Source organism: Rhizobium sophoriradicis (assembly GCF_025200795.1).
Lineage (GTDB): Bacteria > Pseudomonadota > Alphaproteobacteria > Rhizobiales > Rhizobiaceae > Rhizobium > Rhizobium sophoriradicis.
The window spans coordinates 59284-85230 of the sequence record NZ_CP104154.1; the positions used below are offsets into that span (position 1 = coordinate 59284).

Genomic DNA, 25947 nt, shown 5'->3' on the forward strand with positions numbered 1-25947 from the left:
GATGGATACGATAAAGGTCATCGAAAAATTCGATAACGGGGGAGTCATGATTCCGGAGGATCTGGCGCAAATCGACCTCAGGTCGATGCAATTACTGGTGACAGTTCACGATACCGGCTCATTCTCGGCCGCAGCCGCGCAGATGGACGTCAGCCAGTCAACGGTGAGCTATACGATCGAGCGGTTGAGGCGCGCTTTCGGCGACCCGCTGTTCGTCCGCCAAGGCAACAGCATCGCGGAGACGGACAAGTGCCGCGACCTCGTCAGCCATGCACGCGAGGTTGTCAACCGCATGCTGGCGATCGCAGTGCCGGTCGAGTTTGACCCGACGACCGCCCAGGGCGGGGTGACCCTTTCGTGCAACCATCATGAGCGTTTCCTGCTGATGCCGAGTTTCATCGCAGCGATGCGCCGGTTGGCGCCGAACGTCGTCATCAATATCCTGGAGTCGGCGGTGAACGGCAAGCAGCAGCTGAAGGAGAACATTGCGGATATTGTGCTCGGCCCGGTCCGCATCTTGGGGGAGGGCTATTTCCGCCGGCATATCTTTTCGGATCACTATTCCTGCGTCATGGATCCGGGCAACGCCCTCGCCAAGGGAGAGATAACGCTGGAGCGCTTTCAGGAGGCTACGCATGTGGCGGTCACTCACAACGGCCAATGGCAGGCGCTCTACTTCAGCGCCCTGCGCGAACGCGACATCCTGCTGAAACCGCAACTCACGCTTCCGAGCCATGACAGCTTGGAACTGATGATAACCGGGACCGATCTCGTCGCAACCATTCCGAACCGACTGGCGACCGCCTATGCCGGGAGGCTCACGGTGCTCCGCTTCCCAATCCAGATTCCGATCGAGATCGATATGTACTGGACGGAGCGGACGCATCGATCGGGCCTGCATCGTTGGGCGCGCCAGCTTCTCGCCGACGTAGCGAGGTCGCAGGTGCCCGAGAAGACGGTGCGTCCCTGAAAACGAAAGGGCGCCGAGGATTACCGGCGCCTTCCGCAGTCTTGGGAAGAAATCCTGATCCTACTTGGCGCCGACAAGTACGACGGCAATCGTTGCCGGCTGACTGGTCGGATTGCGCCAGGCATGGCGAGCGCCGTGCTGCACGAAGCTATCACCCGACTTCAGCTCGACCGCGACACCGTCGTCCAGCTCGAGGGTGATCGTGCCGCTGATAACAACGCCATAGTCGAGTGTCGGCGTGGTGTGCATGCCGGGATTGTCCATCTCGAAATGCTCGACGATCCCGGGCGCCGCGACGGCATGTTCCGGCCCGGCAAGCTCCGGCCGGAAGTTCGGCGACATCATTACCGAATCCGGCGGGAAGGTGATAATGATGAACGTCGAGGAGCCGGCGGCCGGATGGAGAAGCGTCCCATCACCGGCCATCGGATCCTTGCCGTCGAAGGGCAGGGAAGGGGGCGTGGCGACCGTCCACATGGGGGCCGAAATGAAGCCGGGCGTATGCTTCAGTGCCATTTCGCGCGGCGATGCGCCGTCGCTGACAACGACGGATTTTCCGGATGTGTTTTTAGCGGTGACGACACGTCTGAACGTCATGTTTTCCCTCCCGATCGACGAGCCTGACAGAAGGTGGGCGGCCCGCCTCGCAATGCGAGCAGCCCGTAAAGCATCAGGGGCAGATGACATAGTTCGAAAAGCCGCCGTGGCGCTGCTCGATCCCCGAGATTGCACCGTTGACGTCGGCTAGCGGGAAGCTTTTCGTTTCGAAGATCGAGAGGTCGACAGTGCCGGCTTCCACCATATCCGCCATCTCCTGGCCTTCCGCCGTGGTCAGCCAGGCGGAGCCGTAAAGGCGCTGGTTGCGATCCATCAGGCGGTGGACGTCGATTTCGACCGGACCTGCGATCGCGCCAATGTCGACGGCAATGCCGCCGCGGCGCATACTCAGCAAGCCCTGGCGGAAAGTGTCATGCCCAGCACCCGGACCATTGCAATCGAGGAACGCGTCGACACCTTCCCCATCGGTCTGCGCCATCACCCAGTCAGCGACGCTGCCGTCCTCAATCGAGAAGATTTCGATGCGGTTCGAACCCAAGGCCTTGATTTCTTCAAGCAGTTTCCTGTTGCGGGCGGTAATGAGAAGCTTATTCACATTCATGGCAAGGCCGAAAATGATCGCACCGATGCCGAGTGTGCCGGTGCCGCCATTGACCAGAATGGTATCACCTGGGCCCGCATTCACCTTCTTCAATGCAGAATAGGCCGTGCCGAGGTAGCCGAGCCGTGCAGCCTGACCGTAATCCATATTATCCGGGATCTTCACGATCGCGGAGGCCGGGGCAACCATGAATTCGCTGAGGCCGCCGATCGGATAGTCCGCAAAGGTCTGCATGGCGTGTTCGGAGAAGCCGAAATAGCCCTGGAAAGCGTAGTGTTTGCAAGAAATCGAGTCGCCGCGACGGCAATGGCGACACGAACCGCAACTGCGGCCCGGATTGACGTAGACACGGTCTCCGACCTTAAGTCCGTGAACCTGCTTGCCAAGGCCGGCAATTTCGCCCGCGGGATCCAGGCCAAAGACGGCCGGTAGCGGGGGTTGCGGCATGTGGGGGAACCAGGTCGGCCAATTGGCAAGAATGTTATGCAGGTTCGGGACGATGCCGCAGGCTTTCACCCGCACGAGGACATCCATGTCGCCCGGCGTCGGCATCGGCAGTGTCTCGATTTTCATTTCACCGCCAACGGTGTGCATGCGAGCGGCGGTCATGGTTTGAGCAATGGTCATGGGTTTCCTCCTCAACTTCAAATCTCGATGACCCGGCAGGCCGGGTGTTCCTCCATCCCGATCAAAGTCGTAATCGTAAAATTTCGAAATTTCAACTGTTTTCGTAATAATATGAGCACGTCAGACGTTAATCTCCAAGTCCTGGAGCCGTCTGATCGGCCTCATTGTGGTGTTATTACAGGATGTTACGAGCGGAGCGGCGTCGTGTTGAATAAGCGGTTCAACGCTACGCGCAAGGTGCTCGAGCTGACAATCGCCTCATTCGGCAGCAGTAAGCGACTTTCGCTTTTTGGGCGGAACGGTCTTCAGGTCGGGGAACAGGTGCCCGGCATGTTCTATGACGTTTTCGCTTGTTTCGCGGATATGCTGGTCGATCAGCGCGAGCGCCTTTTCCTCGTTGCGATCAAGTGTCGCGTCGACGATCATCTTGTGCTCGGCCGCTTTCTCTCGCCAGTACGGTCGGAACTGCGAGGACATCCGCCGATAGCGATGCGCCCGTTCGAAAAGCTTGCTTCTTATCTCCAGGAGTACAGGCGATCCACAGGCCGAAACCAGCGAATAATGAAATTCGCCATGCACGGCGCTCCATTCCTCGGACAGGTAGTATTCGGGCCCCAACCGCTGCTGCAACTTGTCCATGCGATGATACGTGGCGAGAATATTGGCTTCCCAGCGGTCATCGCCGCCCCGGATCGATTTTGAAAGCGATTCGCGCTCAATCAAAATGCGGACGTTTGTCAGATCATTTAGATCGGCAATGGAAACCGGCGCGACTACAAAGCCGCGCTGCCCTTCGGCAATAACGAGATTTTCCGCAGCAAGGCGCGAAAGAGCCTCGCGCAACGTCGAAAAACTGACTGCGTACCTGGTGCGCAGGGCTTCGAACCGAAGTTTCTCCCCTGGTTTTAATGCGCAGTTGATGATGTCCAGGCGCATGCGCTGCAGCACGTCGCCGGCCCGCGTCTCGCTACCTGCTTTTCGATCTTCCAAAACGTGCTCCCGCTCAACCGTCCCGCATGCACATATGCATGTCCCTCAGATATGAAAAATTTCGAAAAAAATCAATATCGCTGATATTTTTGTCTGCCTGAAGCTTGTCAGACCAACACCGCTCATGTTTACGATAATCAGCAAATTTTCGAAAATATAGGAGATTCCGTTGCGTTATTTGAGCTTTTTGCATGGAGGGGAGGCCAGCTTCGGTTGCGTCACTGGAGACGCTGTGACCGATCTAAAAAAACGCAGCGGACTATCGGATCTTGCCAGCTACCTTGCAGCCAATGCCGCAAGTCTCGGTAAGGAGTCGGGCCTCACCCCGGACTATCCGGTCGCCGACATCCGCTACCTCCCGGTCATTCCCAATCCCTCCAAGGTCCTATGCGTAGCGACCAACTATTGGGAATCCGGAGGCGAAGGTGGGGAGAGACCAGACTATCCGCTGACCTTCTCGCGTTTTGCCGCTTCGCAAACAGGCCATGGCGAAGCCTTGCTGAAGCCGGACCTGTCGGAAAAGTTCGACTATGAAGGTGAGCTCGCCGTTATCATCGGCAAGGCCGGCCGTCGAGTTAGTGAGGCCGACGCCCTTTCGTATGTGGCGGGCTATAGCTGCTTTAACGATGGCAGCGTGCGCGACTGGCAAAAACATTCAACGCAATTCACGCCGGGTAAGAACTTCTTCCGCACTGCAGGCTTCGGGCCGTGGATGGTGTCAGCGGATGAAATACCGGATCCGACGGGGCTTTCGCTCAGCACACGGGTGAACGGCGAGTTGCGTCAGAGCAATGATACCAGCAGGCTGATCTTTTCCATCTCTTGGCTGATTTCCTATTTTAGCCAATTCACACTGCTGGAGCCTGGCGACGTGATCGTTACGGGCACGCCCAGTGGCTTCGGCTCTACTCGCAGCCCGCCGGTCTTCCTTGCAGAAGGCGATACGGTGGAGGTCGAGATCGGCGGCATTGGCACATTGCGCAACACCGTCATCAGCGATTCCGGTACCGTCTAAATAATTTCGATATTTCGAATTTTTTCGAAATACCTTGCAGAGATCGGATAATTCACGTATCAAAGCCCCAATCGACAGAGCTTTGCATTGAAATCCAAGGGAGGAGCAGAACATGCACATCGTGCACGCCGTCGGATACATGAAGGTCAACGTCACCGATCCACAGGCCGTCATCCGTGATGCCACGGAAATCCTCGGTCTGCAGGTTACCCATAAAGACGAGCGCCAGACTTGGTTGAGTTCCAATGGACGGGCGGCAGAACTCGTTTTGGTCCATGCCGGTGAGAATTCCGCGCATACGATCGGTCTCGAAGCGCTGACGCCGGACCTGGTCGACGAGGCGGCATCCCGTATCGAAGCGGCCGGCTGCCGCATCCTGTCGCGTGAGCCGAGCCTCGATTGCATCGCTGCGGGCGTGACCTTTGCCACCCCAGAAGGGCTCCGGTTCGAAATTCACTCACCGATCCGCAACACCACCTATGGCCGCCGCTATCCGACCACGGGCGTCGGCGCCAACCGGATCGACCACATCAATCTGATCACGCCGGATCCGGCCGTCACCCGCGCCCAACTCGAGGCAATCGGCGGCCTGCGGCTTTCGGAGCGTATGGTCAACGACGCGCTCAGCTGGATGTATGGCGGCAACCGCCAGCACCATGTCCTGGGTCTCGTCAAGGGCGCCGCCGCCGGCCTGCACCATGTTTCCTTCGAGTTCCTGGAATTCAACCAGTATCTCCGCCTGGGCGACATTCTCGATCAGTTCGACCGGCAGATGATGTGGGGTCCTGGCCGCCACCGTCCCGGCGACAACACCTATGCCTATTACACCGACGCCAGCGGCATGATGATCGAGTGTTCCGGCGTGATGGCCCATATCGCCGATGACGCGGATTTCACGCCCAATGTCATCACCAATCTCGATCGCCCCGGCAATGTTCGCGACATGAATGTGTGGGGCACGCCGGCGCCGGTTGAATGGCGCGAATATTTCCATCCCTTCACCAAGATCGCCTGACCGAATGCGAGGTAAGAGACCATGCAAGAAAAACTGACTTTCACGTCGGACGGACTTAAGCTGGCCGCAGTCCTGCATATTCCGGACAACCGGCAGCCCGGCCGAAAACTCCCCGCCTTCATCGTTTGCCACGGCTTCGTCGGCTCCAAGGATGAGAGCCACGCGCAGATCCAGGCGGAGATGCTGGAAGCCTTCGGCTATGTCGCATTGCGGTTTGACTTCCGGTCGTGCGGCGAGAGTGAGGGCGAACGTGCCCAGGTCCGTTGCTTCGATCAGGTGGCTGACGCCAAGAACGCGCTCACTTTCCTTGCCGGCCGCGAGGAAGTCGATCCGAAAAGGATCGGCATTACCGGCCACAGTTTCGGCGCGGCAGTCTCTGTCTACACTGCCGGTGTCGACGACCGATTCGCCTGCTGCCTTTCATCCTGCGGCTGGGGCAATGGCGAGCGCAAGTTTCGCGGCCAGCATCCGACGCCGGACTCCTGGAACAAGTTCATCGACATTCTCGAGAAAGGTCGCAAGCATAAGCAGGAAACGGGCGAGAGCCTCTGGATGTCCCGCTTCGACGCCGTTCCGATCCCGGAGCCGCTGCGCAAGAATCTCTCGCCCAAGGCGATCATGGAAATCCCGGTTGAAACGGCATGGTCGATGTACAATTTCCGCGCCGATGACGTGATCGCCAACATCGCGCCGCGGCCGCTGCTTCTCTTCCACACCGCAAACGATATCATTACGCCGACCGTCGAATCCATCCGTATGTTCGAAAGGGCTGGACAGCCGACTGAACTCATGCTGGTCGACACGACCGCGCATTTCCCGCTCGCACCGAATGATGCGCCACGTACGAAGGTGATGATCAAGGGCTGGCTCGACAAGTTCTTCCCGTCCCCACTCGGTGGCGCGTCATGACGGTCGCGCCTGCAAAGAAGCTGATCGTTCGGGAAACGCTGGAGGCGTTTGCTGCTGCACTCCTCCAGGCGGGTGGTTTCAGGGGCGACTACGCCCGACAGTCCGCCGAGCACTTGGTTTGGGCCAACCTGCGCGGAGCGGATTCGCATGGAGTCCTGCGCATCCCGCGCTATCTTGAGATGGTTGAACTGGGTATCGTGAAGGGCGATGCCCAGCCGACGCTTTCACGTGAATTTGCCGCCGTTGCGGTTCTGGATGGCGATCTCGTGCCGGGCGCATCGGGTATGGCGATGGCGACGGACAAGGCCGTCGAGCTTGCCGGCAAATTCGGAATCGGTCTTTGTTCGGTCATGCGCACCAGTCATGCGGGCGCGGTCGGTTATTTCGCCGAACGCATCGCCCGAGCCGGTTTGGTCGGTATTGTCATGTCGGCCTCCAAGCCGCTGATGGTCTATCATGGCGCACGAGGTGAGGGGGTCTCCACCAATCCCCTCGCGATCGGAGCGCCGGGCAATGATCCGGAGCGGCCGATTGTCCTCGACATGTCAACCGCTGCCGTTGCCTTGGGCAAAGTGATGGCTGCCAAGGATGCGGGCCAGCCGATCCCGCCCGACTGGGGTGTCGATGTCAACGGCGTTCCGACGACCGATCCCTCGCAGGTCAAGGCGGTTCTGCCGATGGCGGGTCCGAAGGGGTCGGGACTTTCGCTGATGATCGAGGTTCTCGTCAGCGTGCTTGGCGGCAATCCACTGATCTCGGTCGCGCTGACGGAGAAGCGTGATGCAGGATTCAACGGTTTGGCCGTTGCGCTGCATCCCGAAGCGTTCGGTTTCGAACACGGTGTCGGCGCGGAGGTGGGCCGGCTTGCGGTGGCTATCAAGGGCCTTCCCCCCGCTGAGGGCGTGGACGCTGTGCGGCTTCCTGGCGAGCGCGGCTTCGAACTGGCGGTACAACGTATGTCCAACGGTATTCCGATTGCCGCCGGCACCGCCAGGCGACTCGCTGAAGAGGCCGTGCGGCGCGGCGTTTCCGTGCCCCTAGAGCTCACCGGACGATAACTGTTTTCGTATTCTTTTTTGATGCTGATAGTCAGTCGTTGAACTTAGGATTTCCGCGGCAAACAGAAAGCTGCCTCGAAATAGCTTGCGAATCGCATAAGTCCGTGCTTATGTGTTCGCATGGTGGAGAATGACTTCTTCCGAGCTTTGGCAGACCCGACCCGCCGCGCGATCTTCGAGAAGCTGGCGGCAGGAAGCATGAACGCCAGCGCCTTGCGCGACGGCATGGACATCAGCCAGCCGGCGATGTCGCAACACCTCGCAGTGCTGCGCAGTGCAAAGCTGGTGAGGGAAGAACGACAGGGGCGTTTCGTAAATTACGAAGTCGATCCCGATGGATTGGCTCTCATCGCCCAGTGGCTCGCAAAATACCGCGCCTATTGGCCGGAGCGTATCGCAGCACTCAAAGTCTTGCTGAAGGACATGGATCAATGAACGAAGGGAAGACCAAGGAGCAGGATAGCGGCGTCGAGTTGGAGTTTGACTTGGGCGATCCGCCGCAAAAGGTCTGGCGTGCCGTCACCATTCCCGAACTTCGGGAAAGGTGGTTGCCGAAGGAGGCATTGGCTGATTCCGATGCGATGGCCGTCATCCCCGGCCAGGAAGTTCGCTACAAGCTGCGTGACGATAACCCGCCTTTCCTTGAAAGCACCGTGACGTTCACGATTACCCCGAATGCCACTGGTGGCACTTGCCTTCGGATCGTCCACGAACTGACGGACGCTAGATTCGATGGAATGGCAAGAGCGCCGGCGAACAGCAACAGCCCGCCCCTTATGCTCGCCGCCTGACACGGCGAGCCTCCCCTCAAAATTCTGAAGCCTGGAGGTCGCCGATGCGCGAAGCGATGCAACTCGTCCCTATGGTTATAGAACAGTCCAGCCGGGGGGAGCGATCCTTTGATATTTATTCCCGGCTTCTGCGCGAGCGGATTATCTTCCTTAATGGCGAGGTGAACGATACCGTCTCGGCGCTCGTCTGCGCGCAACTTCTGTTTCTGGAAGCGGAAAACCCCCATAAGCCCATCAACCTCTATATCAATTCGCCGGGCGGCGTCGTGACCAGCGGCCTGGCCATGTACGACACCATGCGCTTCATCCGTGCGCCGGTTCATACTCTTTGCATGGGGACGGCTCGTTCAATGGGATCGTTCCTGCTGATGGCAGGCGAGCCCGGCGGAAGAGCAGCATTGCCCAATGCCAGTATCCTCATTCACCAGCCCTCCGGCGGCTTTCAAGGGCAGGCTTCCGACATGCTGATTCATGCCGAGGAAATTTTAAAGACCAAGCAACGCATGACGCGGCTCTACGCGGAGCATTGCGGACGTTCCTACGAAGACTTTGAGCGCGGGATGGATCGCGACCGCTTCATGACGGCGGAGGAAGCGCTTGAATGGGGTCTTATCGACCGCATTCTGAAGGTTCGGGAAGACACGAGCAGCCTATAAGCCTTGCCGCAAAAATCCCGATTAAAGCGACACTTGTTTGCTCAACTTCTGCCATGTCACAGAATAGGGGCGGCAGCCACAATGACCGCGCCTGGCGCAGAGATGCCGACATCAAGCGTCCGGAGAACGGGTGTTAACGCCGCAGGACATCTTGCGGCGTTAGCGGCTTAGAGGGGGCTGCACCTTGCAATCCCGGTCCATGCGGATTAAATGTGGTTACGTAACCACATTGAGGCTCATCATGACCGTCACCACGCTTTCAGGACGAGAGCTCAATCAGGATCTTGGCCGCGCAAAGCGCGCCACCAAGGACGGGCCCGTGATCATCACCGATCGGGGAAGGCCTGCGCATGTTCTCCTGTCGTTCGACGAGTACAAGCGCCTCACAGGTAAGGTGCGAACGCTTGGTGACATGCTGGCGGCGCCGGGTGCGGAAGATATCGACTTGCCGCTCCCGAAACGCACAGAACACGCCCAACGGGTCGATCTGTCCTGATGCTGCTGCTCGATACCAATGTCGTCTCCGAACTACGCAAGGTCGCGAGCGGCAAGGCTGATCCCAATGTCGTGGTCTGGAACGAAACCGTCGATCCGGCCGAGACCTTCATTTCCTCCGTCGTCCTGCACGAACTGGAGATTGGCGTTCGGCTGGTGGAGCATAATGATGCCGCCTCCGGGACGGTACTGCGCAACTGGCTGGAAAATAGCGTTCTCGCTGTGTTTTCCGGCCGTATCCTGCCTCTGGACGAGGCGGCGGCGGTTCAGGCGGCCCGATGGCATGTGCCCAATCCCAAACCGATCAATGACGCCTATATTGCAGCGACAGCCTTCACCCGTCGCATGACGCTGGTCACGCGCAATATCAAGGATTTCGACGGCATGGGAATTGCACTCATCAATCCGTGGGACTCTCAACGCCGCAATAGGACATTCTAACTTTGCGGCTACAAGGTGAATCTGGCGTAATGCAGTTTATGGAACTAAGATTCCGTATGACGATCGCGCCGCCGGCTGGGTTATGACGCAGGGTGCACGTATCAATGCCAACACCTCTTCCGGCCCAGAAATCGGCAATAGTGCCGCGCATCATCTCCCTGCGCTAATCTGCGATCTTCTGCCAAACGGAGACATGTCGATCGCTGACCTTTGTGAATGGCTCCTTTTTCCATCCGCCCCATCGGTCTTTGAGTTTCAAGCCGGCCAGCCGCGCCATAAGATCGAATTCCGCTGGCCAAGCATAACGAAACGGGACCGAGAAGTGCCTATAGCTTCCGTCCCGGAACCAGATGTGGTGAGATGAGAAGTTCTGGTTTACCACATCGTACTCGTCGACGCCCCAATGCGATTCGGAGCGGTCGAATGCCAGGATCGTCTCGCCGAGCGGAAGCCGCTGAAGCGGCGGGACGCCAACCTCGATCAGGAAGTGCCCACCAGTTTCCAGATGCGCGGCCGCGTTTAAAAAGCAAGCGACCTGAGCTTCCTGCGACGTCAGGTTATTGATCGTGTTGAAGGCCAGATAAACAAGGGAAAAGCGCCGCTCGACACGAGTGGTGGCCATGTCGCCGATCACTACCGGAATTTCCGCGCCGCCCTCTTTGGCGCGAAGGCGAGACACCATCGCTCTCGAAAGCTCGATGCCTTCCACCTGTACCCCTTTCCGCGCGAGAGGCAGCGCCAGGCGGCCGGTGCCGATCGCGAACTCCAGGACGCGCCCGCCTCCTGCAAACTCGGCCAGGAGATTGACGGCCGGATCAACTAGCTCCGGGGCCGAGATGCCACCATCGTCATCGTAGGTTGCTGCAACCTCTTCGTCAAAAAGCCCGTCGTCTTGCATCTTGCTTACCTCTCGCTTGAAGACCGGTAGTGCCATCACCTTGCCCGCCGCTTCGCCGACATCGCATCCACTTGCGCTTGCAATCGCGCCACCGCGCGGATCTCATGGCGCGCGACGCCTATGTCCGCCAGATCACGGTCCGATAGCCACTGTAGTGCCTCTTCTGTTTCGCGCCGTTGCCACCAGCCAAGGATGATGGGCGCTCCAAACCGCAAAGCTGCCAGCTTCGTCAGAAAGCTTGGAGCAAAGCGATCGGAAATTTCAGCTTGTCGGAGTTCGAATGTCATAACTTACGTCCAAGTTGTTCAGCGGTGATATCAATCTAGTGAAATGCCATCCGACGTGTTATCGGCAGTCTGTCAATTTATGTCTGTGAGACGCCATGATTGCCCGCGACAACCTGACCAACGTTCATCTGCCGGAAGACGGGTTTGGAGATTATCCCCACACAGCTGTGGCTCAGGGTGGCGCAGAGCCTGCCGGACGAACCTACTCTTTCCACGCGCACTACCGCGCGCAGCTTTTCCAGATCGTGCGTGGTTCGCTTAGGCTGGAGACCGAGCGTGGCTACTTCATCGTTCCGCCTGAACGTGCCGTATTCGTGCCGTCCGCCGTCCTCCACGAAGTGACATACCTGCAGGAGACGGAGCGCAGCTACCTCTTCTTTCGCCCCGACGCGGTCGTGAACCTGCCCTCCCAGGTCTCCGTCATTGGTACGACACCGCTCCTGCGGGAACTTATCCTGGCGTTCCTGGAGATACCTCGTGCGGACGCCGGCAGTGCCCGTGCCGAACGGCTTGTCGCCGTCATTCTCGACCAGCTTGAGACGAGTCCACTCGCGCCGCTGTCCCTTCCCTCGCCGGCATCCGAACGCCTCCGGAGCATCGCTTCAGACATCCGGAACGAACCGGGTGCCGATTGGCCACTCGATGGACTTGCGTCACGTGCGGCCATGTCCCCGCGCAGCTTCCAACGCCATTTCCAATCCGAGACAGGCATGAGCTTCCGCGCCTGGCGTCAGCAGGCGAAACTCCTCAAAGCGGTGGAGTGGCTCGCGGCCGGCCGAAGCGTCGGCGATATCGCCTTCTCGCTCGGCTACTCAGGTCCCAGCGCCTTCATTGCGGTGTTCAGGTCAGCCTTCGGTGTCTCTCCTGGGCAATATTTCCAGCTGGAAGCAAGGGAGACTTTCTGATCAGCGCAGTTGGCTACGTACGTCCTGGCGGGTTAGTCTTTGGTGCGCAAGCTGGCGAGAACCTCCGTCCCATCGCCGTCTCAGGCGATGTGGAGCACATGAGAATGTCCGGAACAATCTCTCGCCCTGAAGGACCCGGCGATGGCGGAGGATGAGTCGTTCTTCGAAGAACTCATGCCGTGCTCCGGCCGCCACTACGGCATGTGGAGGCAGGCTCAGTCGAAAAAGCCCGCATCCTCTTCCCTGAGATACTTCATTGCCCCTTCAGCGTCGATGTCGAGGCCCAGCCCCGGCGCTTCCAGTAGGTCCACCATGCTGTCTTTCACGATCTGCGGCGGCAATCCGATTATCAGGTCCTCCCACCAGGGATCGGAGGCCGTCGGGTATTCGAAGGCGATGTAATTTGCCGGCAATGTGGCGCAGACATTGATCAACGCACCGAGGCCCAGCAGGCCGTTAGCGGTGCCGTGCGGTGCCATCAGGATCGAATGCATGTAGGCGTGCTCGGCGATCCATTTGAGCTCTGCTATGCCGCCAACATCGGCTGGATCGGGCCCGATGACGCGGACCGCCTGCGTCTCGATCAGTTCCTTGAAATTGTGCCGCAGGTAGATCTGCTCACCAGTGTGGATTGGCGTCGAGGTGGAGGTTGTCAGTTCCCGGTAGGCCTGCGGATTGACCCACGGCACGTAGTCGCCAGTCAGCATGTCCTCGAGCCACATCAGATTGTACTTTTCGACCGCACGAGCGAACTTGATCGCATCGGGCAACATCCAGCCCGGGCCGCAGTCGAGCGCCAGGCTGACCTTGTCGCCCAGCACTTCCTTCATCGCGGCCACGCAGTCGAGCATGTGACTGAAACCGCGCTCGCTGATCACGCCCTGATCCATGGCACCGTGATAGCCGGCCTTCTTCTGCGTCACCCCGTAGTGAAAACCCTCGATGGTGTCCTTCATGTTGGAGTGGAACGAGATTCCTTGCTTGATCATGAAGAAGTTCTGCGGCTGCTCCATCATCCATTTAACGTCAGCGGCGTAATCCTCCGGCCGGTCTCCGGTTCGCTTCTGGCGGACCGAGCCATTGTAGACGAGCACCTTGTCCCGCACCTTGCCGCCGAGCAGTTTATATGCCGGCACGCCCGCGGCCTTGCCGGCAATATCCCACAGCGCATGCTCGATCGCGCTCACTGCCGCGCCATACGGCTTGAAGGAGCCTCGCTGGCGGATTTTCAGCATGACTCTCTCGACGTCGGTCGGGTCCTCGCCGATCAGCGCCTCGCGGAAATGCAGCACCCAGGGCTTGAGATAGACCTTGGTGAATTCGACTTCACCCAAGCCATAGAGGCCCTCGTCTGTGACGATGCGGACGATCGGGTGTTTGCCGATGACGGCACAGCGCAGATCAGTGATCTTCATCTTCGGCCCATTTCGCCTCAGCTCCAGGTGCGATCCCAGGAATATTCATCGTCCCAGTGATCCGTAGGCTGCCAAATGCCGGTGACACCCGGCTGCAGATGCTGCGAGATCACCTCGTCATCGACATCGTCAATCCCCAACCCCGGCTTGTCCGAAACAGTGATGAAGCCGTCCTGCGCCAGCGGCTTGGGAAGGCCGGTGACGATATCGTCCCACCAGTCGATATCGGCAGAGTGGTATTCGAGCGCCATGAAGTTCTCGGTCGCCGTCGCGACGTGTGCGGCGGCCATTGCGGCGATCGGAGTTTCCGCCATGTGTATGGCCATGGCGACACCATGGTCCTGTGCCATATCGCCGATCTTCTTGGTCTCGAGGATGCCGCCACTGGTAAGGAGGTCCGGATGGATAACCGAGACGCCGCTGCTCTTGAGCAGAGGCTCGAAGCCCTCCTTGAGGTATATGTCCTCGCCGGTGCAGATCGGCACCGTGGTGGAGTCCTGTAGTTGTCGGTACTGCTCGGTATACTGCCATGGGATCACATCCTCGAGCCAGGCCGGCACATACTTTTCAATTCGCCTGGCAAGGCGAATGCCGTTCTGCATTGAAATATGGCCGATGTGGTCGATCGCGAGCGGAACCTGCATGCCGATGACCTCGCGAACCTCGGCAATGTATTGCTCAAGCAGGTCGAGGCCCTTGTCGGAAAAGTGGAGACCAGTAAATGGGTGCGCGACGTTGTGCAGATCGTAGGTAGCATTGCGGACGCGCCGCTCTTCAATGGTCTTCAGCGGTCCGCGGCCGGGGCGGTCGCGGTACCCTTCAAGTGAGCCGGCAGGAAAAACGACAGCACCCGGCACATCCGCGATCTGCATCAGGCCCAGATCCATCTTAAGGAAGGTGAAGCCGAGCTCCATGCGCCGTTTGAGGCGTCTGCCGGTCTCGGTGCCGCTCGGCACCGTGGCGTCAGTATCGCAGTAGAGGCGCACTTTCTCCCGGAACCGGCCGCCGAGCATCTGATAGACGGGAACGCCATAGGCCTTGCCGGCAAGATCCCACAACGCGATCTCAACCGCCGATACGCCTCCGCCTTGTCGACCGTGCCCGCCGAACTGCTTGATCCGTCGAAACAGTCGATCGATGTTGCAAGGGTTCTCACCAAGCAGCCGGCTCTTCAGCATCAGCGCGTAGGTGGCACTGGCGCCGTCGCGCACCTCGCCGAGCCCGACGATGCCCTGGTTCGTGTAAATCTTCAGCAGCACTGAGGTGAACGGCGCGTCGACAATTTCGGCTACCCGCATGTCGGTTATGCGAAGGTCGGACGGTTTGGAATGCGTGTTCACCCGATTGAGCGCCTGGTCGGCTCCATATGCCTCTGGCATGATTTACCTCGTTTCGGTAGGCGGGCTCGTCGCCGTCCGCGCTGGGCGACATGGAGTGTTGCTAGTCCAGCTCTATCTCGTGGCTTTCAAGGTAGTCGCGGTTCATCTCGACCCCGAGACCAGGCTTTGCCGAAAGCTTTAGGCTGCCGTTCGAAACATCGAGTGGCCTGTCGATGAGGTGATCGTATTTGCCGAGGTTCCACTCTGACGTTTCGAGTTTGTAGAAATTGGGAACGGTCATCATCACCTGCGCACCCGCAACCACGTTGATCGGCCCTGCGGCGTCATGCGGCGAGACCGGGATGTAGTAGGCTTCGCAGAGGGCGGAAATCTTCTTGAGTTCGGTAATGCCGCCGGTCCAGGTGACATCCGGCATGATGTAGTCGGCAAGCTTGTTTTCCAGCACCGGCACGAAATCCCACTTCGTGTGGCCGCGCTCGCCCCACGAGATGGGGACCGTGACCTTCTCGCGGACCTGTCTGAGAGCGTTGAGGCTCTCCGGTGGACAAGGCTCCTCGAACCAGTCGATCTGACCAGCTTCCTCAAGGCTCCGACAAAGGCGAATGGCGGTGGGTACGTCGAACCGGCCATGCGCATCAATGAGGATGTCGACATCAGACCCCGCTGTCTCACGGATCAGAGAAGTGAGTTCGGCAGCTTCGCGCTCGTCCTTGCGGGTCATGCCGCCATCGAGGTAGCCGTCCCGCTGTTCGCGCGGCATTCCATCGGCGGTGCGTCCCTGGTAAGGGAAAGGATCGAACTTGAGCGCAGTGTGGCCGGAATCGACTATGTCTCGAATCTCGCGGACCACAGCCTCATTGCTGGTAAATTTGGCCTGGTTGGGATGGGTGTAGAGCGAAATTTCATCGCGTACCGGCCCACCCAACAGCTCGTAAATCGGCTTACCAAGGACTTTGCCTCGAATGTCCCACAGGGCTATGTCGACGGCGCTGACGCATTCCACTGCGGCGCCGCGACTGCCCATATAGGTGAAGCTGCGGAATATCTTGTGCCACAGATACTCGATACGAGCCGGGTCCTCGCCTGTCAAAGCGGCACCGATCTGACGCAGGATCGTGCAGAGGGCGCGATTGGCGAGCCTTGTCGTGGTCGTGATCTCACCCCAGCCGCTCAGCCCTTCGTCAGTCGTCACTTCGACGAACAGAAACTCTCCCCAATAAGAAGCATCGGACTTGATTAGCCACGGCCGAACGCTGGTGATTTTCATCTCAACTGCCCTTCAAGTGGTCGGGATAAACGATATTCCAGGCCCGGTATTCTACCCTGCGCGGGCGGCATTACGCGCACGCATGTGTTCGAGGATGTGCCTGCCGGAGCCCTCGACATGGCGCGCAATGAGTTCGCCTGCTTCGTCAGCATTCCCGGCTTTGACATGCGCGATGAGCTCGCGATGCTCGCTAAGGATCGCGGCACGCCGGGCGAGCGTGAAGTTGAAACGCCGGCTCACGGCTCGAAGCACTTCGCGATGTTTCCACCAAAGCTCGGCTGCGTGGCGGTTGTAGTGCCTTTGGTACATTACGGTGTGGAAGGCGGTGTCCAGCTCGCTGTGCCTGAACGTGTCGGCGAAGTCGTTCTCTTCAATCAGGCCCTGGATGCGTTCGAGTTCAGCAATGTCCTCGACGGTGGCCATATTCACGAACCAGCGCGTCAGTGAGGGTTCGATCAAAACTCCTATCTCGTAGATATCCCGAACAAAGTCCTGATCGATGGGCCGGACGCGCGCTCCGCGGTTGGGAACGAAGGTGACGAAGCCCTCGCCGCGCAACAGTTGCAAAGCCTCCCGCACGGGGTTGGTCGAGGTGCCGTGGCGCCGGGCGAGATCGGTGATGACGAGCCGCTCGTTGGCCGCGAGCCTCCCTTCGATGATGTCGTCCCTGATCAGCTGGTAGACAGAGGCGCCCTCGCTCGAGGCCCCGGTAGCGTCGATCCCCTCGGGGGGCTGTGCTTTAAATTCACTTGTTTCAGCCAAGACTGTCCCCAATCCATACACATATCCTGGGGATATCACGCAAATCCCCTCAAAACAATGTACGATTTCTTCAGTTGACAGACAATCTTTGACGTGAAAACGTATGATAAGGTCGAAGGGATACATTAAGTGGGAGAATCCCACGGCCTGGGAGCAAGACCGCCTTGATTGAGAGCGGCTTGGGAGAAACCTGGGAGAATACCTATGACGAGTCTTTCGCTCGGCGGTGTCGTGGTACGCGGCACTGTATCCACTGCTTTGATGGTATCGTTGATGTCCGTGTCTGCGCTCAGCGCGCCGGTCGACTTGAGCAAGTGGTCGCCGCAATATGTGCGCTCCATTGCGGGGACACAGGAGTTTGACACGGCGGCCGATTGCTCCAAGGTCACCCCGCTCGACTACAAGGGGCGACTGACTTTCTGGTATCAGGGCGTGTTCGAGGGCGACCCCGACCTCCTGCGCCAGTATTACAAGGACTTCTTCGAGACCTTCCGCAAAACCTATCCAAACATCCAGCTTGAGGAACAAGCCCTCACCTACAATGACCTGCTGGACAAGTTCCGGACCGCGCTCCTTGGCAATGCAGCGCCCATGGCGGTTCGCCTGCAAATCCTGGGTGGTACCGAGTTCGCCGCGAAGGGCTATTTGCAGCCTCTCAAACCCGAGGACGTAGGATATTCGGCCGAGGATTTCTGGCCCGGCGCAATGAAGGCTGTAAGCTGGGAGGGGGAGACCTACGGCATTCCAACTAACAACGAGACGATGGCGTTCATCTGGAATGCCGACATCTTCAAGCGTGCAGGCCTCGATCCGGACAAGGCCCCGGCAACCTGGGACGACGTCGTCAAGTATTCCAAGCAGATCCACGACAAGCTCGGCATTGCTGGATACGGCCTCGTGGCTCGCAAGAATGCCGGAAATACGCCATACCGCTTCATGCCGCAGCTGTGGGCCTATGGCGGCGGCGTTTTCGACGAAGCTACTGCCAACCCGACCTATAAGGAGGTTCAGCTCAATAGCCCGCAGAGCAAGGCGGCATTGCAAGCCTCCTATGATATGTATGTACGCGACAAGTCGGTTCCGGTTTCGGCGCTCACCAACCAGCAGGCCGACAACCAGCCTCTGTTCCTCGCTGGCCAGCTCGGCATGATGATCTCGCATCCGTCCGACTACAACGTCATGCTCGATCTGCAGAAAAAGGCGACGGATACCGACAAGGACAAGGCGCAGACGGTGATCGACAACATGCGCTACGGCCTCATTCCGACCGGCCCGGACGGCAAGCGTGCCGTCGTGTTCGGCGGCTCCAACATTCACATCCTGAAGCCCGAATATGTTGAGGGCGGCAAGGTAGACGAGCCGGCTGCAAAAGCCATCATCTGCATGTGGACGAGCCCCGAATGGTCGCTGAAGATGGCTTATGCCGGGTCGAACCCGGGGAACCTTAACGGCTTCAAGACCAAATGGATGAAGGAACGTCTGGACAGCATCAAGTTCCTCGATGTCACGACCTCGATGCTGCCATACGGCATCCCCTTCCCGGCGCTGCCACAGTCCCCCGAGATCATGAACATCATCATCCCGGACATGCTGCAAAATGCCCTGACCGGAGCCATGACCGTCGACCAAGCGGCGGACGACGCAGCCAAGAAGGTAGAAGACCTGATGGACGGCGGACTCTAGTCCAAGCCTGACGCTCCGACCGGCTGCGCCTCGATTGCAGCCGGTTTTCTCCGAAGAATAAGGGCACGGCACAGTGACGATCTTGACTGGCAAGGCCGAGCCTCGGCAAAGACCAAAACCCGATAGGCTCGGCGCCCTGCGAAAGACGTGGGAGCATCGCGCTGACTACGCTTACGTGCTGCCTGCGCTCGCCGTGATGCTCATCGTCATAGCCTACCCGATCTACTACACGATCGAGCTGTCGTTCTTTAATACTCCGCCTGGCCTGCAGCTCCGGGACAAGATCTTCGTCGGCTTCGACAACTACACCGCAATTCTCACAAGCCCGGTGTTCTGGAAGGTCACCTCGAACACTCTCATCTGGACACTGGCGTCAACTTTGATCGCATTTGTCCTTGGCTACGCCTGCGCCCTGGCTCTCCATCGTGAATTTGTCGGCCGAGGCATCCTGCGCGCCATCTTGATCATTCCCTGGGTCATCAGCGCGGTCGCCGCGTCCTATATCTGGAAGTGGATCTACCACTCCGACTTTGGGATCGTTGGCGCGGTGCTGGTCGGCCTCGGATGGGCAGACAGGCCGCCGAATTTCATCGACAGTGTCGGCACAGTGCTGCCCTCGCTGATCGTCGTCAATATTTGGCGGGAGTTCCCGTTTGCCATGATCATGATGATGGCCGGCCTGCAGACGGTACCCGACCAGTTGCTGCGCGCCGCGAAGGTCGACGGTGCCAACGCATGGCAACGGTTCTGGCACGTAACGTTTCCGCACCTGAGAAACGTGTCGACGGTGACGGTCCTTCTGCTTGCAGTAGCCAACTTCAATTCTTTCATCATCCCATGGATCATGACGGGCGGCGGGCCTTCGAACGCATCACATATCTGGATCACCCACATTTACGAACTCGCCTTCGGCCGCCAGCGCTGGGGGGTGGCATCGGCCTATTCGGTGCTGCTGTTCCTGATCCTGATGTCGCTCGGCTACTTCTACGTCCGTGCGCTGAACGGTAACGAGCGGAAGGACGAGAGCCAATGAGCACGAATGCCGAGACTGCTCATCGTGCCCACGCCCGTCGCCCTATGCGCATCGACGGATGGCGATGGGGCGGACGAATTTTCCTGGTGTTCATGCTGCTTTACACCGCATTACCAATGATCTGGATGCTGATCACCTCGATCAAGTCCGGCTTTGCGGCCATGCAATTCCCGCCGCAATGGTGGCCGGACCAGCCCACCCTCGCCAGCTACCAAAAACTGCTCGATCCGCAAAACAGCGTCGGCCAGGACTTCTTGCGCTTCTTCTGGAACAGCCTTTTCGTCTCCACCGCCACGACCATCCTTTCGGTGATCGTAGCAGTTCCCGCGGCCTACGCGTTTTCGCGTTTCACCTTCCCGGGGCGCAACTTTCTGTTCTTCGCCGTCTTGCTTCGGAACATGTTCCCGGCAGTGATCTTTCTTGTGCCGCTCTTCATCCTGATGCGCGCAATCGGGCTGGTGAACACGCATGGGTCGCTCGTCCTCACCTACCTCACATTCGGCCTGCCGCTGGCAATCTGGCTCCTTAAGGGATTCTACGACAACATCCCGGTGCAACTCGAGCAGGCCGCGCGCATCGACGGGGCAACGCGGTTCCAGGCCTTTCTCCTGATCGTCATGCCGCTTTCGGCGCCGGGCATCATCGCCACGGCGATCTATTCCTTCATCGGCGCGTGGAACGAGTACATCTACGCCTACACCTTCCTCTCCAAAAACGACCAGTTGACACTGCCGGTCGGCATCCAGCGCTTCTTCTCAGAAAATACGACGGACTTTCCGGGCCTGATGGCGGCCAGCTTCATGATGAGCGTGCCGGTCGTGGTCCTGTTCCTCGTCCTGCAACGATACTTCGTACGCGCCCTCACGGAAGGCGCAGTCAAGCACTAGGGAGTTGCCGGTGGCCCACGTGGTCCTCAAAAATCTGGTCAAGACCTATGGCAGCTTCAAAGCTGTCAACAATGTTTCGCTGACGGTCAACGACGGCGAATTCGTAGCGCTCGTCGGCCCTTCCGGCTGCGGCAAGACGACCACGCTCAACCTTGTGGCGGGGCTCATCCCCATCACATCTGGCGACATCGTCATCGGTGACCGGGTGGTCAACGACCTCGACCCCAAGGACCGGGATATCGCGATGGTGTTCCAGAACTATGCGCTCTATCCGCAGAAATCGGTCTACAAAAATCTGGCCTTCCCGCTACAGATGCGCAAACTGCCGAGAGACGAGATCGACAAGAAGGTCAAGGAAGCGGCGCGGGTGCTCGACATGACGCAATTGCTCGAGCGCAAGCCACGCGAACTTTCGGGCGGGCAACAGCAGCGGGTGGCGCTGGGCCGTGCCCTGGTTCGCGATCCGGCGGTATTCCTGATGGATGAACCACTCTCCAATCTCGACGCTAAGCTGCGCGTGCAAATGCGGTCGGAGATCAAGCGTTTCCACCAGGACCTCAAGGCGACGATCATCTACGTGACGCACGACCAGCTCGAAGCCGTGACCATGGCCGACAGGATGGCGGTGATGAACGGCGGCTACCTGCAGCAATATGATTCCCCGGCGCAGGTCTTTGCCCATCCGGTGAACATGTTCGTCGCGAGCTTCGTCGGCAGCCCGGCGATGAGCCTTGTTCCGCTGGAGGCATCAACGGCAAGCGGCAACACTGTCTTGACGAGCGCGGAGGGCTGGCGCCTCGACCTCTCGCCAACCAACGCCCAAAAGGTCGCGAGGGCAAGAAGCAAGAGAATCGTGCTCGGCGCCCGTCACTCGACGATCAAGCTGCACAAGAGCGCGACGCCTGGAAGCGTCCCTGCCAGGGCCTATACGGTGGAGCCGACCGGAGACGTCACCTTCGTACAGGCGTTTCTGTCCGGCGCAATCGTCAATGTTAGCGTGCCGCCGACCATTGCCGTCGCGCCCGACGAACGGATCTGGCTCGAATTCGATCAGGAGCGGATGCATTTGTTCGACGGCGAAACAGAAATGGCCCTCAAAGCCCACTGAGGCCAAGCGGATGCGTGTGAAACGAGGGCCTGGATGACTACGAAGCTTAAGATCACGGCGATCAAGCCCTATCCGGTATGGGTAGGAACGCGCAACCAGATGCTGGTCAAGATCGAGACCGACACCGGCGTCTTCGGCTGGGGCGAGAGCGGCCTGAGCGGTCGCGAAAAGGCCGTGGCCGGCGCGATTGAGCATTATCGCGAGTTTCTCATCGGCCGCGACCCGATGCAGATCGGTCGGATCTGGCAGGAAATCTATCGCAGCCAATACTTCGAAGGCGGGCGGGTTCTGCAGGCGGCGATTTCTGCCATCGACATTGCCCTTCACGACATCAAGGGCAAGGCGCTGGGGGTGCCGGCTTACGAACTCTTGGGCGGCAAGCAGCGCGACCTCATTCCCACCTTCGCCTCGACCGGCGACGAGGCCGAGGGCGAAGTAGCCATCGAACGCGCCCGCGAACTACGTGCACAAGGATGGCAGGCGATCCGCTTCTTCCCCATCGGGCAAAACAGCAAGGACATTTTTGAGCCGCGCGAGTCGATCGGCGCGACCGCGACGATGCTGAACAAGGCGCGCGAGGCGCTGGGCGACGACGTCGTCCTCGGCATCGACTATCATCATCGGCTCTCGGTGGCAGAGGCGGCGAGCTTCTGCAACAAGCTCGGCCGCGGCGTGCTTGATTTCCTTGAGGAGCCGATACGGGACGAGACACCCGAGGCCTACGAATCCCTACGCACGATGACCGACATCCCGTTCGCCATCGGTGAGGAATTTGCCAGCAAATGGCAATTCCTGCCCTACATCGAGCGCGGCATCCATCAGTTCAACCGGCTCGATGTCTGCAATGTTGGCGGGCTCACCGAAGCGATGAAGGTCGCTGGTTGGAGCGAGGCGCACTATGTGGACCTGATGCCGCACAATCCGCTGGGCCCAGTCTGCACGGCCGCGACTATCCATCTCGCCGCCGCTGTGCCGAATTTCGCCTGGCTCGAGACCAGAGCGCCAGAGGCAAAGCTGGGCTTCGATAATTCCGACTTCTTCCCCGTGCAACCACGGCTCGACGGCCCCGACTACCCGGTCAGCGATCAGCCGGGGCTTGGCGTCGAGGTCAACGAAGAGGCGGTCAAGGCGGAGAGCTTTCGTTTCTGGGAAGCGCCTCACCTGAAGCGCCGCGACGGTTCTGTCACAAACTGGTAGTTTCATCCACCGGAGCCTAAAATGACCCATACGCCCGACATTACGCGACCGTCCAAAGAGCTGATCGACGCACTGAAGGAGATCGGCGCCGCGACGGTTTCCGGCACGCTTGGCCACATGGGCTTCCGCAATCCGCACATGGTCGGTCCGGTGTCGCAGAATCGCGGAAAGTCGATCGTCGGGCCGGCCCTGACGCTTCAATTCTTGCCGCAGCGGCCGGACCTCTTCACCGAGGGAGAATATGCCGATCCGGAGACGCAGCTGCACCGCCATGTGCTTTATCACGTGCAGGAGGGCGATGTGGTCGTGGTCGACGCGCGCGCCGACATGAGTTCGGGCGTCTTCGGTGATATGATGTCGACCTATTTCAAGGGCCGAGGCGGCGCTGGGATCGTGATTGATGGGTGCATGCGCGACCGGCCCAATGTCGAGAAGCTGGATCTGCCTTTATGGCTGCGCGGCTGGACGCCCAACTATCATGTGCAGACTGGCATCTATCCCAACGCCGTCAACGTTCCGATTGCCTGCGGCGGTGTCATGGTAATCCCCGGAGACATCATCGTCGCCGACGATGATGGGGTGGTGGTGCTTCCCGTCGCAATGGCCCCCGAGGTAGTCGAAGAATCGCAGAAGCATCATGATTGGGAGGAATTCTCGCGAGTGAAGCTGATGGCGGGCGGGTCGTTGCAGCGCTACTATCCGCTGCATGACGATGCCCGCGGAGAGTACGAAGAGTGGCGCAAAACAAACCGCCTGGGAACAACTTAGCCAATGAATTTATTTTGGATTGAGTCGCAACTCAGCCTGCCAGCGCGCATTCCTAAATCGCCCGATTTCTACTCTGCAGACGGATCCGGTATCGATTGTCGCCACCGGCCCCGGACTGACTTCCGCACGCGCCGCCCCTGAACATGGCGATCGCACAGGTTTTCGCCGCCGACAGGCTCTGTTCTGTGTACCGCCTGCGGCATAGCTCGATTTTCGTGCAAGTCACACCACGTGCCGGTTGGGATTTTTGCCTTTTGAGGACGATACCCCGCTCAAGCGAGGATGGGCAGTGTAAAAAGCAATCCGTCCCTTCCGCGATTAATTGCGCGCCTCAAAATACTCATCGTGTCCGATCCACTGGCGTCAGAATGAAATCGAAATCTGAACGCCAAATCGTCTGGCCGTCTTCGATCCTTTCGAACGGCGCCACGAGGCTCGACTTAACCCCGAATACCGTATCTGAACCTAGATAGTTATCATCGCCGACAAAGGTGTGGGTGACGAGCTTCTGGTAACCTTCGGCGGTGACCAGATAGTGGGTATGGGCAGGCCGGTATGGATGTCGGCCGAGCGCTTTCAGCATCTGGCCGACGGGGCCATCGTCCGGGATCGGATAGGAGACCGGCTTGATGCCGACGAAGCTGTAGACGCCGTCCGGGCCGGTGATGAAGATGCCGCGATTGTTCCATTTCGGCTGGGTGTCGGGCTGCTGCACATCATAAAAGCCGTCGGCATTGTCGGACCAGACGTCGATGCGAGCACCCTTTATCGGCCGTCCCTCGAGGTCGAGCACGCGGCCATTAAATAGGCAGCTCTCGCCCTTTCCGTCGAGGGAGATATTGTCGCCCATCTGCCGGATCGGCGCGCCTTCGACGTGAAACGGCCCGAATACGGTGTTTTCTGTCGCGCCCGGCGGGCGACGGTTGTTGATCGCATCCACGAGCATGGAGAAGCCGAGCGTATCGCTGAGCAGGATGAATTCCTGCCGCTCGTCATGGCACAGATGGCCGGTACGGGTGAGGAAGGCGATCGCCAGTTCCCACTCGGCCTGGGAGAGGGCGACATCCCTGGCAAAGGCGTGGAGGTGCTTGACCAACGACGCCATGACTTCCGCGAGACGCGGGTTGATGTCCTTCCCCATCCTCGCATTGACGGTTTCAACGGATTTCTCCTCGCTGAAATATCCGGACATGGCAGTTTCCTCCAAACAGGTCATTGCGGCCGCGCACCTTCCCAGGCAGCTTGCAACAGGGCGCGGATCGCTTGCTGCTCGATCGGACGCGGGTTCCAGTAAGGCGCCCGCGTAGCGAGTTCGGCCGCACGGTCGAGATCCGCCTCCTTCATCCCCAGATCCTTCAGCGTGAGCGGCGCACCGAGCGACGCGGCGAACTTATGCAACCCGCCGCCTATTGGCCCGCCGAACAGATCGGCCGCAGGTGCCAGAGCCTCGGCGGCGGCCTTTGCATTGTAGGCTGCAGAATGCGGCAGCAGGACAGCGTGGGTTTCCGCGTGCGGCAGGTCAAAACTGCCGCCCAGCGTGTGACAGAGCTTGTGATGCAGCGCCATTCCAACAGCTCCAAGCACCGTTCCGCACAGCCAGGAGCCGTAGAGCGCCTGGCTGCGGGCATCGATGTCACTCGGCCGCAACAGGATTTTTGGCAGCGACTGCTTCAGTGCGCGGATGCCCTCCATCGCCATCATGGACGAGATCGGGTTGCGGTCCTGCGCATAAAGTCCCTCGACTGCATGCGCCATTGCATTGAGACCGCTGCTGATACTCATGGCGACCGGTAGGCCGAGCGTCAGATCGGGATCGTAGATCACGACTTCCGGCAGGATGCGCGGATGCCGGACCGTCGTCTTTACGCCATTCTCGGTCTGGCCGAGGATCGGCGTCACTTCCGAACCCGCATAGGTGGTCGCAATGACGATCTGCGGCGCGTCGTTGCGATAGGCGATCGCCTTACCGAGCCCGATCGTCGAGCCGCCGCCGATGGCGATGAGGCAATCGGCGCTCGTATCTTGATAAGCGGCTATTGCCCGTTCGGTCACGTCGACCGGGGTGTGCATGGCCGCCTCGGCAAAAACCCCAGCCGCGAGCGGTCCGAGCCGTCCGGCAACCTCGTTCGCCATCTGCTGTTGCGGCCGGGTCGACAGGACAAGGGCACGCTTGCAGCCTTGGGCTTCGACCATCTCGGCAAGCCGGCCGACCGAGCCCGCCCCGAAAACGATACGGGCCGGACTGACGGCATAGGTGAAGGGCGCGACCAT

General features: G+C 59.5%; 28 protein-coding genes. 17 read left to right on the forward strand and 11 right to left on the reverse strand.

Annotated features, from left to right (window positions below):
- Window positions 1-46 precede the first annotated feature (46 nt).
- On the forward strand, window positions 47-970 hold the full coding sequence (locus N2597_RS25830; RefSeq protein ID WP_225881350.1) for a LysR family transcriptional regulator: 924 nt from the start codon (window positions 47-49) through the stop codon (window positions 968-970).
- A 60-nt stretch (window positions 971-1030) separates the two neighbouring features.
- Here the strand turns inward: N2597_RS25830 and N2597_RS25835 are convergent, their stop codons facing one another.
- The 3 genes from N2597_RS25835 to N2597_RS25845 all read right to left on the reverse strand — a co-directional run bounded on the left by N2597_RS25835 (window position 1031) and on the right by N2597_RS25845 (window position 3692).
- On the reverse strand, window positions 1031-1567 hold the full coding sequence (locus tag N2597_RS25835) for a cupin domain-containing protein (protein ID WP_077989811.1): 537 nt from the start codon (window positions 1565-1567) through the stop codon (window positions 1031-1033).
- A gap of 73 nt (window positions 1568-1640) precedes the next feature.
- Window positions 1641-2756 carry an alcohol dehydrogenase catalytic domain-containing protein gene (locus N2597_RS25840; RefSeq protein ID WP_077989812.1) on the reverse strand — a complete coding sequence of 372 codons (1116 nt, stop codon included), beginning with the start codon at window positions 2754-2756 and terminating at the stop codon, window positions 1641-1643.
- 258 nt (window positions 2757-3014) lie between these two features.
- Window positions 3015-3692, reverse strand: a complete 678-nt coding sequence (locus N2597_RS25845) for a GntR family transcriptional regulator (RefSeq protein ID WP_077989886.1) — start codon at window positions 3690-3692, stop codon at window positions 3015-3017.
- A 223-nt stretch (window positions 3693-3915) separates the two neighbouring features.
- Between N2597_RS25845 and N2597_RS25850 the strand changes: the two genes are divergently transcribed.
- From N2597_RS25850 to N2597_RS25890, 9 genes are all read left to right on the forward strand, one after another.
- Window positions 3916-4761, forward strand: coding sequence for a fumarylacetoacetate hydrolase family protein (locus N2597_RS25850; protein ID WP_183602010.1), 846 nt, complete (start codon window positions 3916-3918; stop codon window positions 4759-4761).
- A 112-nt stretch (window positions 4762-4873) separates the two neighbouring features.
- Window positions 4874-5776 carry a VOC family protein gene (locus tag N2597_RS25855; protein WP_096762482.1) on the forward strand — a complete coding sequence of 301 codons (903 nt, stop codon included), beginning with the start codon at window positions 4874-4876 and terminating at the stop codon, window positions 5774-5776.
- Between the two features lie 21 nt (window positions 5777-5797).
- Entirely contained in the window at window positions 5798-6685 is an 888-nt protein-coding gene (locus tag N2597_RS25860) for an alpha/beta hydrolase (RefSeq protein WP_096762481.1), read from the forward strand.
- Entirely contained in the window at window positions 6682-7743 is a 1062-nt protein-coding gene (locus N2597_RS25865; RefSeq protein WP_040112085.1) for an Ldh family oxidoreductase, read from the forward strand. Before N2597_RS25860 ends, N2597_RS25865 begins: the two co-directional genes overlap by 4 nt.
- Before the next feature lie 120 nt (window positions 7744-7863).
- Window positions 7864-8178, forward strand: coding sequence for an ArsR/SmtB family transcription factor (locus N2597_RS25870; RefSeq protein WP_009993813.1), 315 nt, complete (start codon window positions 7864-7866; stop codon window positions 8176-8178).
- On the forward strand, window positions 8175-8534 hold the full coding sequence (locus tag N2597_RS25875; RefSeq protein ID WP_040112083.1) for an SRPBCC family protein: 360 nt from the start codon (window positions 8175-8177) through the stop codon (window positions 8532-8534). Before N2597_RS25870 ends, N2597_RS25875 begins: the two co-directional genes overlap by 4 nt.
- Before the next feature lie 44 nt (window positions 8535-8578).
- On the forward strand, window positions 8579-9190 hold the full coding sequence (locus N2597_RS25880) for an ATP-dependent Clp protease proteolytic subunit (RefSeq protein ID WP_009993816.1): 612 nt from the start codon (window positions 8579-8581) through the stop codon (window positions 9188-9190).
- Between the two features lie 241 nt (window positions 9191-9431).
- A complete protein-coding gene (locus N2597_RS25885) occupies window positions 9432-9686 on the forward strand; it encodes a type II toxin-antitoxin system Phd/YefM family antitoxin (RefSeq protein ID WP_009993817.1) in 255 nt (84 codons plus the stop codon).
- A complete protein-coding gene (locus N2597_RS25890; protein WP_040112082.1) occupies window positions 9686-10126 on the forward strand; it encodes a type II toxin-antitoxin system VapC family toxin in 441 nt (146 codons plus the stop codon). Before N2597_RS25885 ends, N2597_RS25890 begins: the two co-directional genes overlap by 1 nt.
- Before the next feature lie 163 nt (window positions 10127-10289).
- Here the strand turns inward: N2597_RS25890 and N2597_RS25895 are convergent, their stop codons facing one another.
- Both N2597_RS25895 and N2597_RS25900 read right to left on the reverse strand, forming a co-directional pair.
- Window positions 10290-11024 (reverse strand): class I SAM-dependent DNA methyltransferase, encoded by a 735-nt coding sequence (locus N2597_RS25895; RefSeq protein ID WP_077989887.1) that lies wholly within the window; start codon window positions 11022-11024, stop codon window positions 10290-10292.
- A 35-nt stretch (window positions 11025-11059) separates the two neighbouring features.
- Window positions 11060-11311, reverse strand: a complete 252-nt coding sequence (locus N2597_RS25900; RefSeq protein ID WP_009990068.1) for a DUF1127 domain-containing protein — start codon at window positions 11309-11311, stop codon at window positions 11060-11062.
- A gap of 95 nt (window positions 11312-11406) precedes the next feature.
- On the opposite strand from N2597_RS25900, the gene N2597_RS25905 reads away from it, so the two are divergent.
- Window positions 11407-12216, forward strand: coding sequence for an AraC family transcriptional regulator (locus N2597_RS25905; protein ID WP_077989817.1), 810 nt, complete (start codon window positions 11407-11409; stop codon window positions 12214-12216).
- A gap of 215 nt (window positions 12217-12431) precedes the next feature.
- Here N2597_RS25905 and N2597_RS25910 read toward each other — a convergent pair whose 3' ends face one another.
- From N2597_RS25910 to N2597_RS25925, 4 genes are all read right to left on the reverse strand, one after another.
- Window positions 12432-13631, reverse strand: a complete 1200-nt coding sequence (locus N2597_RS25910; protein ID WP_077989818.1) for a mandelate racemase/muconate lactonizing enzyme family protein — start codon at window positions 13629-13631, stop codon at window positions 12432-12434.
- Window positions 13632-13648: 17 nt separating this feature from the next.
- The gene (locus N2597_RS25915; RefSeq protein ID WP_096762480.1) at window positions 13649-15010 is read right to left on the reverse strand and encodes a mandelate racemase/muconate lactonizing enzyme family protein; all 1362 of its coding nucleotides are present in this window, start codon (window positions 15008-15010) and stop codon (window positions 13649-13651) included.
- Between the two features lie 61 nt (window positions 15011-15071).
- The gene (locus N2597_RS25920; RefSeq protein WP_077989819.1) at window positions 15072-16238 is read right to left on the reverse strand and encodes a mandelate racemase/muconate lactonizing enzyme family protein; all 1167 of its coding nucleotides are present in this window, start codon (window positions 16236-16238) and stop codon (window positions 15072-15074) included.
- Window positions 16239-16289: 51 nt separating this feature from the next.
- Window positions 16290-17000 (reverse strand): GntR family transcriptional regulator, encoded by a 711-nt coding sequence (locus N2597_RS25925; RefSeq protein ID WP_096762524.1) that lies wholly within the window; start codon window positions 16998-17000, stop codon window positions 16290-16292.
- A gap of 204 nt (window positions 17001-17204) precedes the next feature.
- On the opposite strand from N2597_RS25925, the gene N2597_RS25930 reads away from it, so the two are divergent.
- The 6 genes from N2597_RS25930 (at window position 17205) to N2597_RS25955 (ending at window position 23676) form a co-directional block, all read left to right on the forward strand.
- Window positions 17205-18683: an ABC transporter substrate-binding protein gene (locus tag N2597_RS25930; RefSeq protein ID WP_040112075.1), complete on the forward strand. Its 1479-nt coding sequence runs from the start codon at window positions 17205-17207 to the stop codon at window positions 18681-18683.
- A gap of 73 nt (window positions 18684-18756) precedes the next feature.
- Window positions 18757-19716, forward strand: a complete 960-nt coding sequence (locus N2597_RS25935; protein ID WP_077989820.1) for a carbohydrate ABC transporter permease — start codon at window positions 18757-18759, stop codon at window positions 19714-19716.
- Window positions 19713-20603 (forward strand): carbohydrate ABC transporter permease, encoded by an 891-nt coding sequence (locus N2597_RS25940; RefSeq protein ID WP_040112074.1) that lies wholly within the window; start codon window positions 19713-19715, stop codon window positions 20601-20603. The genes N2597_RS25935 and N2597_RS25940 overlap by 4 nt, the downstream gene beginning before the upstream one ends.
- 10 nt (window positions 20604-20613) lie before the next feature.
- The gene (locus N2597_RS25945; RefSeq protein ID WP_040112522.1) at window positions 20614-21711 is read left to right on the forward strand and encodes an ABC transporter ATP-binding protein; all 1098 of its coding nucleotides are present in this window, start codon (window positions 20614-20616) and stop codon (window positions 21709-21711) included.
- A 33-nt stretch (window positions 21712-21744) separates the two neighbouring features.
- A complete protein-coding gene (locus N2597_RS25950; protein WP_183602008.1) occupies window positions 21745-22908 on the forward strand; it encodes a mandelate racemase/muconate lactonizing enzyme family protein in 1164 nt (387 codons plus the stop codon).
- Window positions 22909-22929: 21 nt separating this feature from the next.
- A complete protein-coding gene (locus tag N2597_RS25955; protein ID WP_183602006.1) occupies window positions 22930-23676 on the forward strand; it encodes a ribonuclease activity regulator RraA in 747 nt (248 codons plus the stop codon).
- 340 nt (window positions 23677-24016) lie between these two features.
- Here N2597_RS25955 and N2597_RS25960 read toward each other — a convergent pair whose 3' ends face one another.
- Together N2597_RS25960 and N2597_RS25965 are read right to left on the reverse strand one after the other, a co-directional pair.
- On the reverse strand, window positions 24017-24868 hold the full coding sequence (locus tag N2597_RS25960; RefSeq protein WP_106796459.1) for an intradiol ring-cleavage dioxygenase: 852 nt from the start codon (window positions 24866-24868) through the stop codon (window positions 24017-24019).
- Window positions 24869-24888: 20 nt separating this feature from the next.
- Window positions 24889-25947 (reverse strand): maleylacetate reductase, encoded by a 1059-nt coding sequence (locus N2597_RS25965; RefSeq protein ID WP_183602004.1) that lies wholly within the window; start codon window positions 25945-25947, stop codon window positions 24889-24891.

What these genes read in the sequence shown, in the direction of transcription:
- N2597_RS25830 (WP_225881350.1), top strand. Translation starts at nt 47, where the DNA reads ATGATTCCGGAGGATCTGGCGCAAATCGACCTCAGGTCGATGCAATTA.
- N2597_RS25835 (WP_077989811.1), bottom strand. Translation starts at nt 1,567, where the DNA reads ATGACGTTCAGACGTGTCGTCACCGCTAAAAACACATCCGGAAAATCC.
- N2597_RS25840 (WP_077989812.1), bottom strand. Translation starts at nt 2,756, where the DNA reads ATGACCATTGCTCAAACCATGACCGCCGCTCGCATGCACACCGTTGGC.
- N2597_RS25845 (WP_077989886.1), bottom strand. Translation starts at nt 3,692, where the DNA reads ATGCGCCTGGACATCATCAACTGCGCATTAAAACCAGGGGAGAAACTT.
- N2597_RS25855 (WP_096762482.1), top strand. Translation starts at nt 4,874, where the DNA reads ATGCACATCGTGCACGCCGTCGGATACATGAAGGTCAACGTCACCGAT.
- N2597_RS25860 (WP_096762481.1), top strand. Translation starts at nt 5,798, where the DNA reads ATGCAAGAAAAACTGACTTTCACGTCGGACGGACTTAAGCTGGCCGCA.
- N2597_RS25865 (WP_040112085.1), top strand. Translation starts at nt 6,682, where the DNA reads ATGACGGTCGCGCCTGCAAAGAAGCTGATCGTTCGGGAAACGCTGGAG.
- N2597_RS25870 (WP_009993813.1), top strand. Translation starts at nt 7,864, where the DNA reads ATGGTGGAGAATGACTTCTTCCGAGCTTTGGCAGACCCGACCCGCCGC.
- N2597_RS25875 (WP_040112083.1), top strand. Translation starts at nt 8,175, where the DNA reads ATGAACGAAGGGAAGACCAAGGAGCAGGATAGCGGCGTCGAGTTGGAG.
- N2597_RS25880 (WP_009993816.1), top strand. Translation starts at nt 8,579, where the DNA reads ATGCGCGAAGCGATGCAACTCGTCCCTATGGTTATAGAACAGTCCAGC.
- N2597_RS25885 (WP_009993817.1), top strand. Translation starts at nt 9,432, where the DNA reads ATGACCGTCACCACGCTTTCAGGACGAGAGCTCAATCAGGATCTTGGC.
- N2597_RS25890 (WP_040112082.1), top strand. Translation starts at nt 9,686, where the DNA reads ATGCTGCTGCTCGATACCAATGTCGTCTCCGAACTACGCAAGGTCGCG.
- N2597_RS25895 (WP_077989887.1), bottom strand. Translation starts at nt 11,024, where the DNA reads ATGCAAGACGACGGGCTTTTTGACGAAGAGGTTGCAGCAACCTACGAT.
- N2597_RS25900 (WP_009990068.1), bottom strand. Translation starts at nt 11,311, where the DNA reads ATGACATTCGAACTCCGACAAGCTGAAATTTCCGATCGCTTTGCTCCA.
- N2597_RS25905 (WP_077989817.1), top strand. Translation starts at nt 11,407, where the DNA reads ATGATTGCCCGCGACAACCTGACCAACGTTCATCTGCCGGAAGACGGG.
- N2597_RS25910 (WP_077989818.1), bottom strand. Translation starts at nt 13,631, where the DNA reads ATGAAGATCACTGATCTGCGCTGTGCCGTCATCGGCAAACACCCGATC.
- N2597_RS25915 (WP_096762480.1), bottom strand. Translation starts at nt 15,010, where the DNA reads ATGCCAGAGGCATATGGAGCCGACCAGGCGCTCAATCGGGTGAACACG.
- N2597_RS25920 (WP_077989819.1), bottom strand. Translation starts at nt 16,238, where the DNA reads ATGAAAATCACCAGCGTTCGGCCGTGGCTAATCAAGTCCGATGCTTCT.
- N2597_RS25930 (WP_040112075.1), top strand. Translation starts at nt 17,205, where the DNA reads ATGACGAGTCTTTCGCTCGGCGGTGTCGTGGTACGCGGCACTGTATCC.
- N2597_RS25940 (WP_040112074.1), top strand. Translation starts at nt 19,713, where the DNA reads ATGAGCACGAATGCCGAGACTGCTCATCGTGCCCACGCCCGTCGCCCT.
- N2597_RS25950 (WP_183602008.1), top strand. Translation starts at nt 21,745, where the DNA reads ATGACTACGAAGCTTAAGATCACGGCGATCAAGCCCTATCCGGTATGG.
- N2597_RS25955 (WP_183602006.1), top strand. Translation starts at nt 22,930, where the DNA reads ATGACCCATACGCCCGACATTACGCGACCGTCCAAAGAGCTGATCGAC.
- N2597_RS25960 (WP_106796459.1), bottom strand. Translation starts at nt 24,868, where the DNA reads ATGTCCGGATATTTCAGCGAGGAGAAATCCGTTGAAACCGTCAATGCG.
- N2597_RS25965 (WP_183602004.1), bottom strand. Translation starts at nt 25,947, where the DNA reads ATGGTCGCGCCCTTCACCTATGCCGTCAGTCCGGCCCGTATCGTTTTC.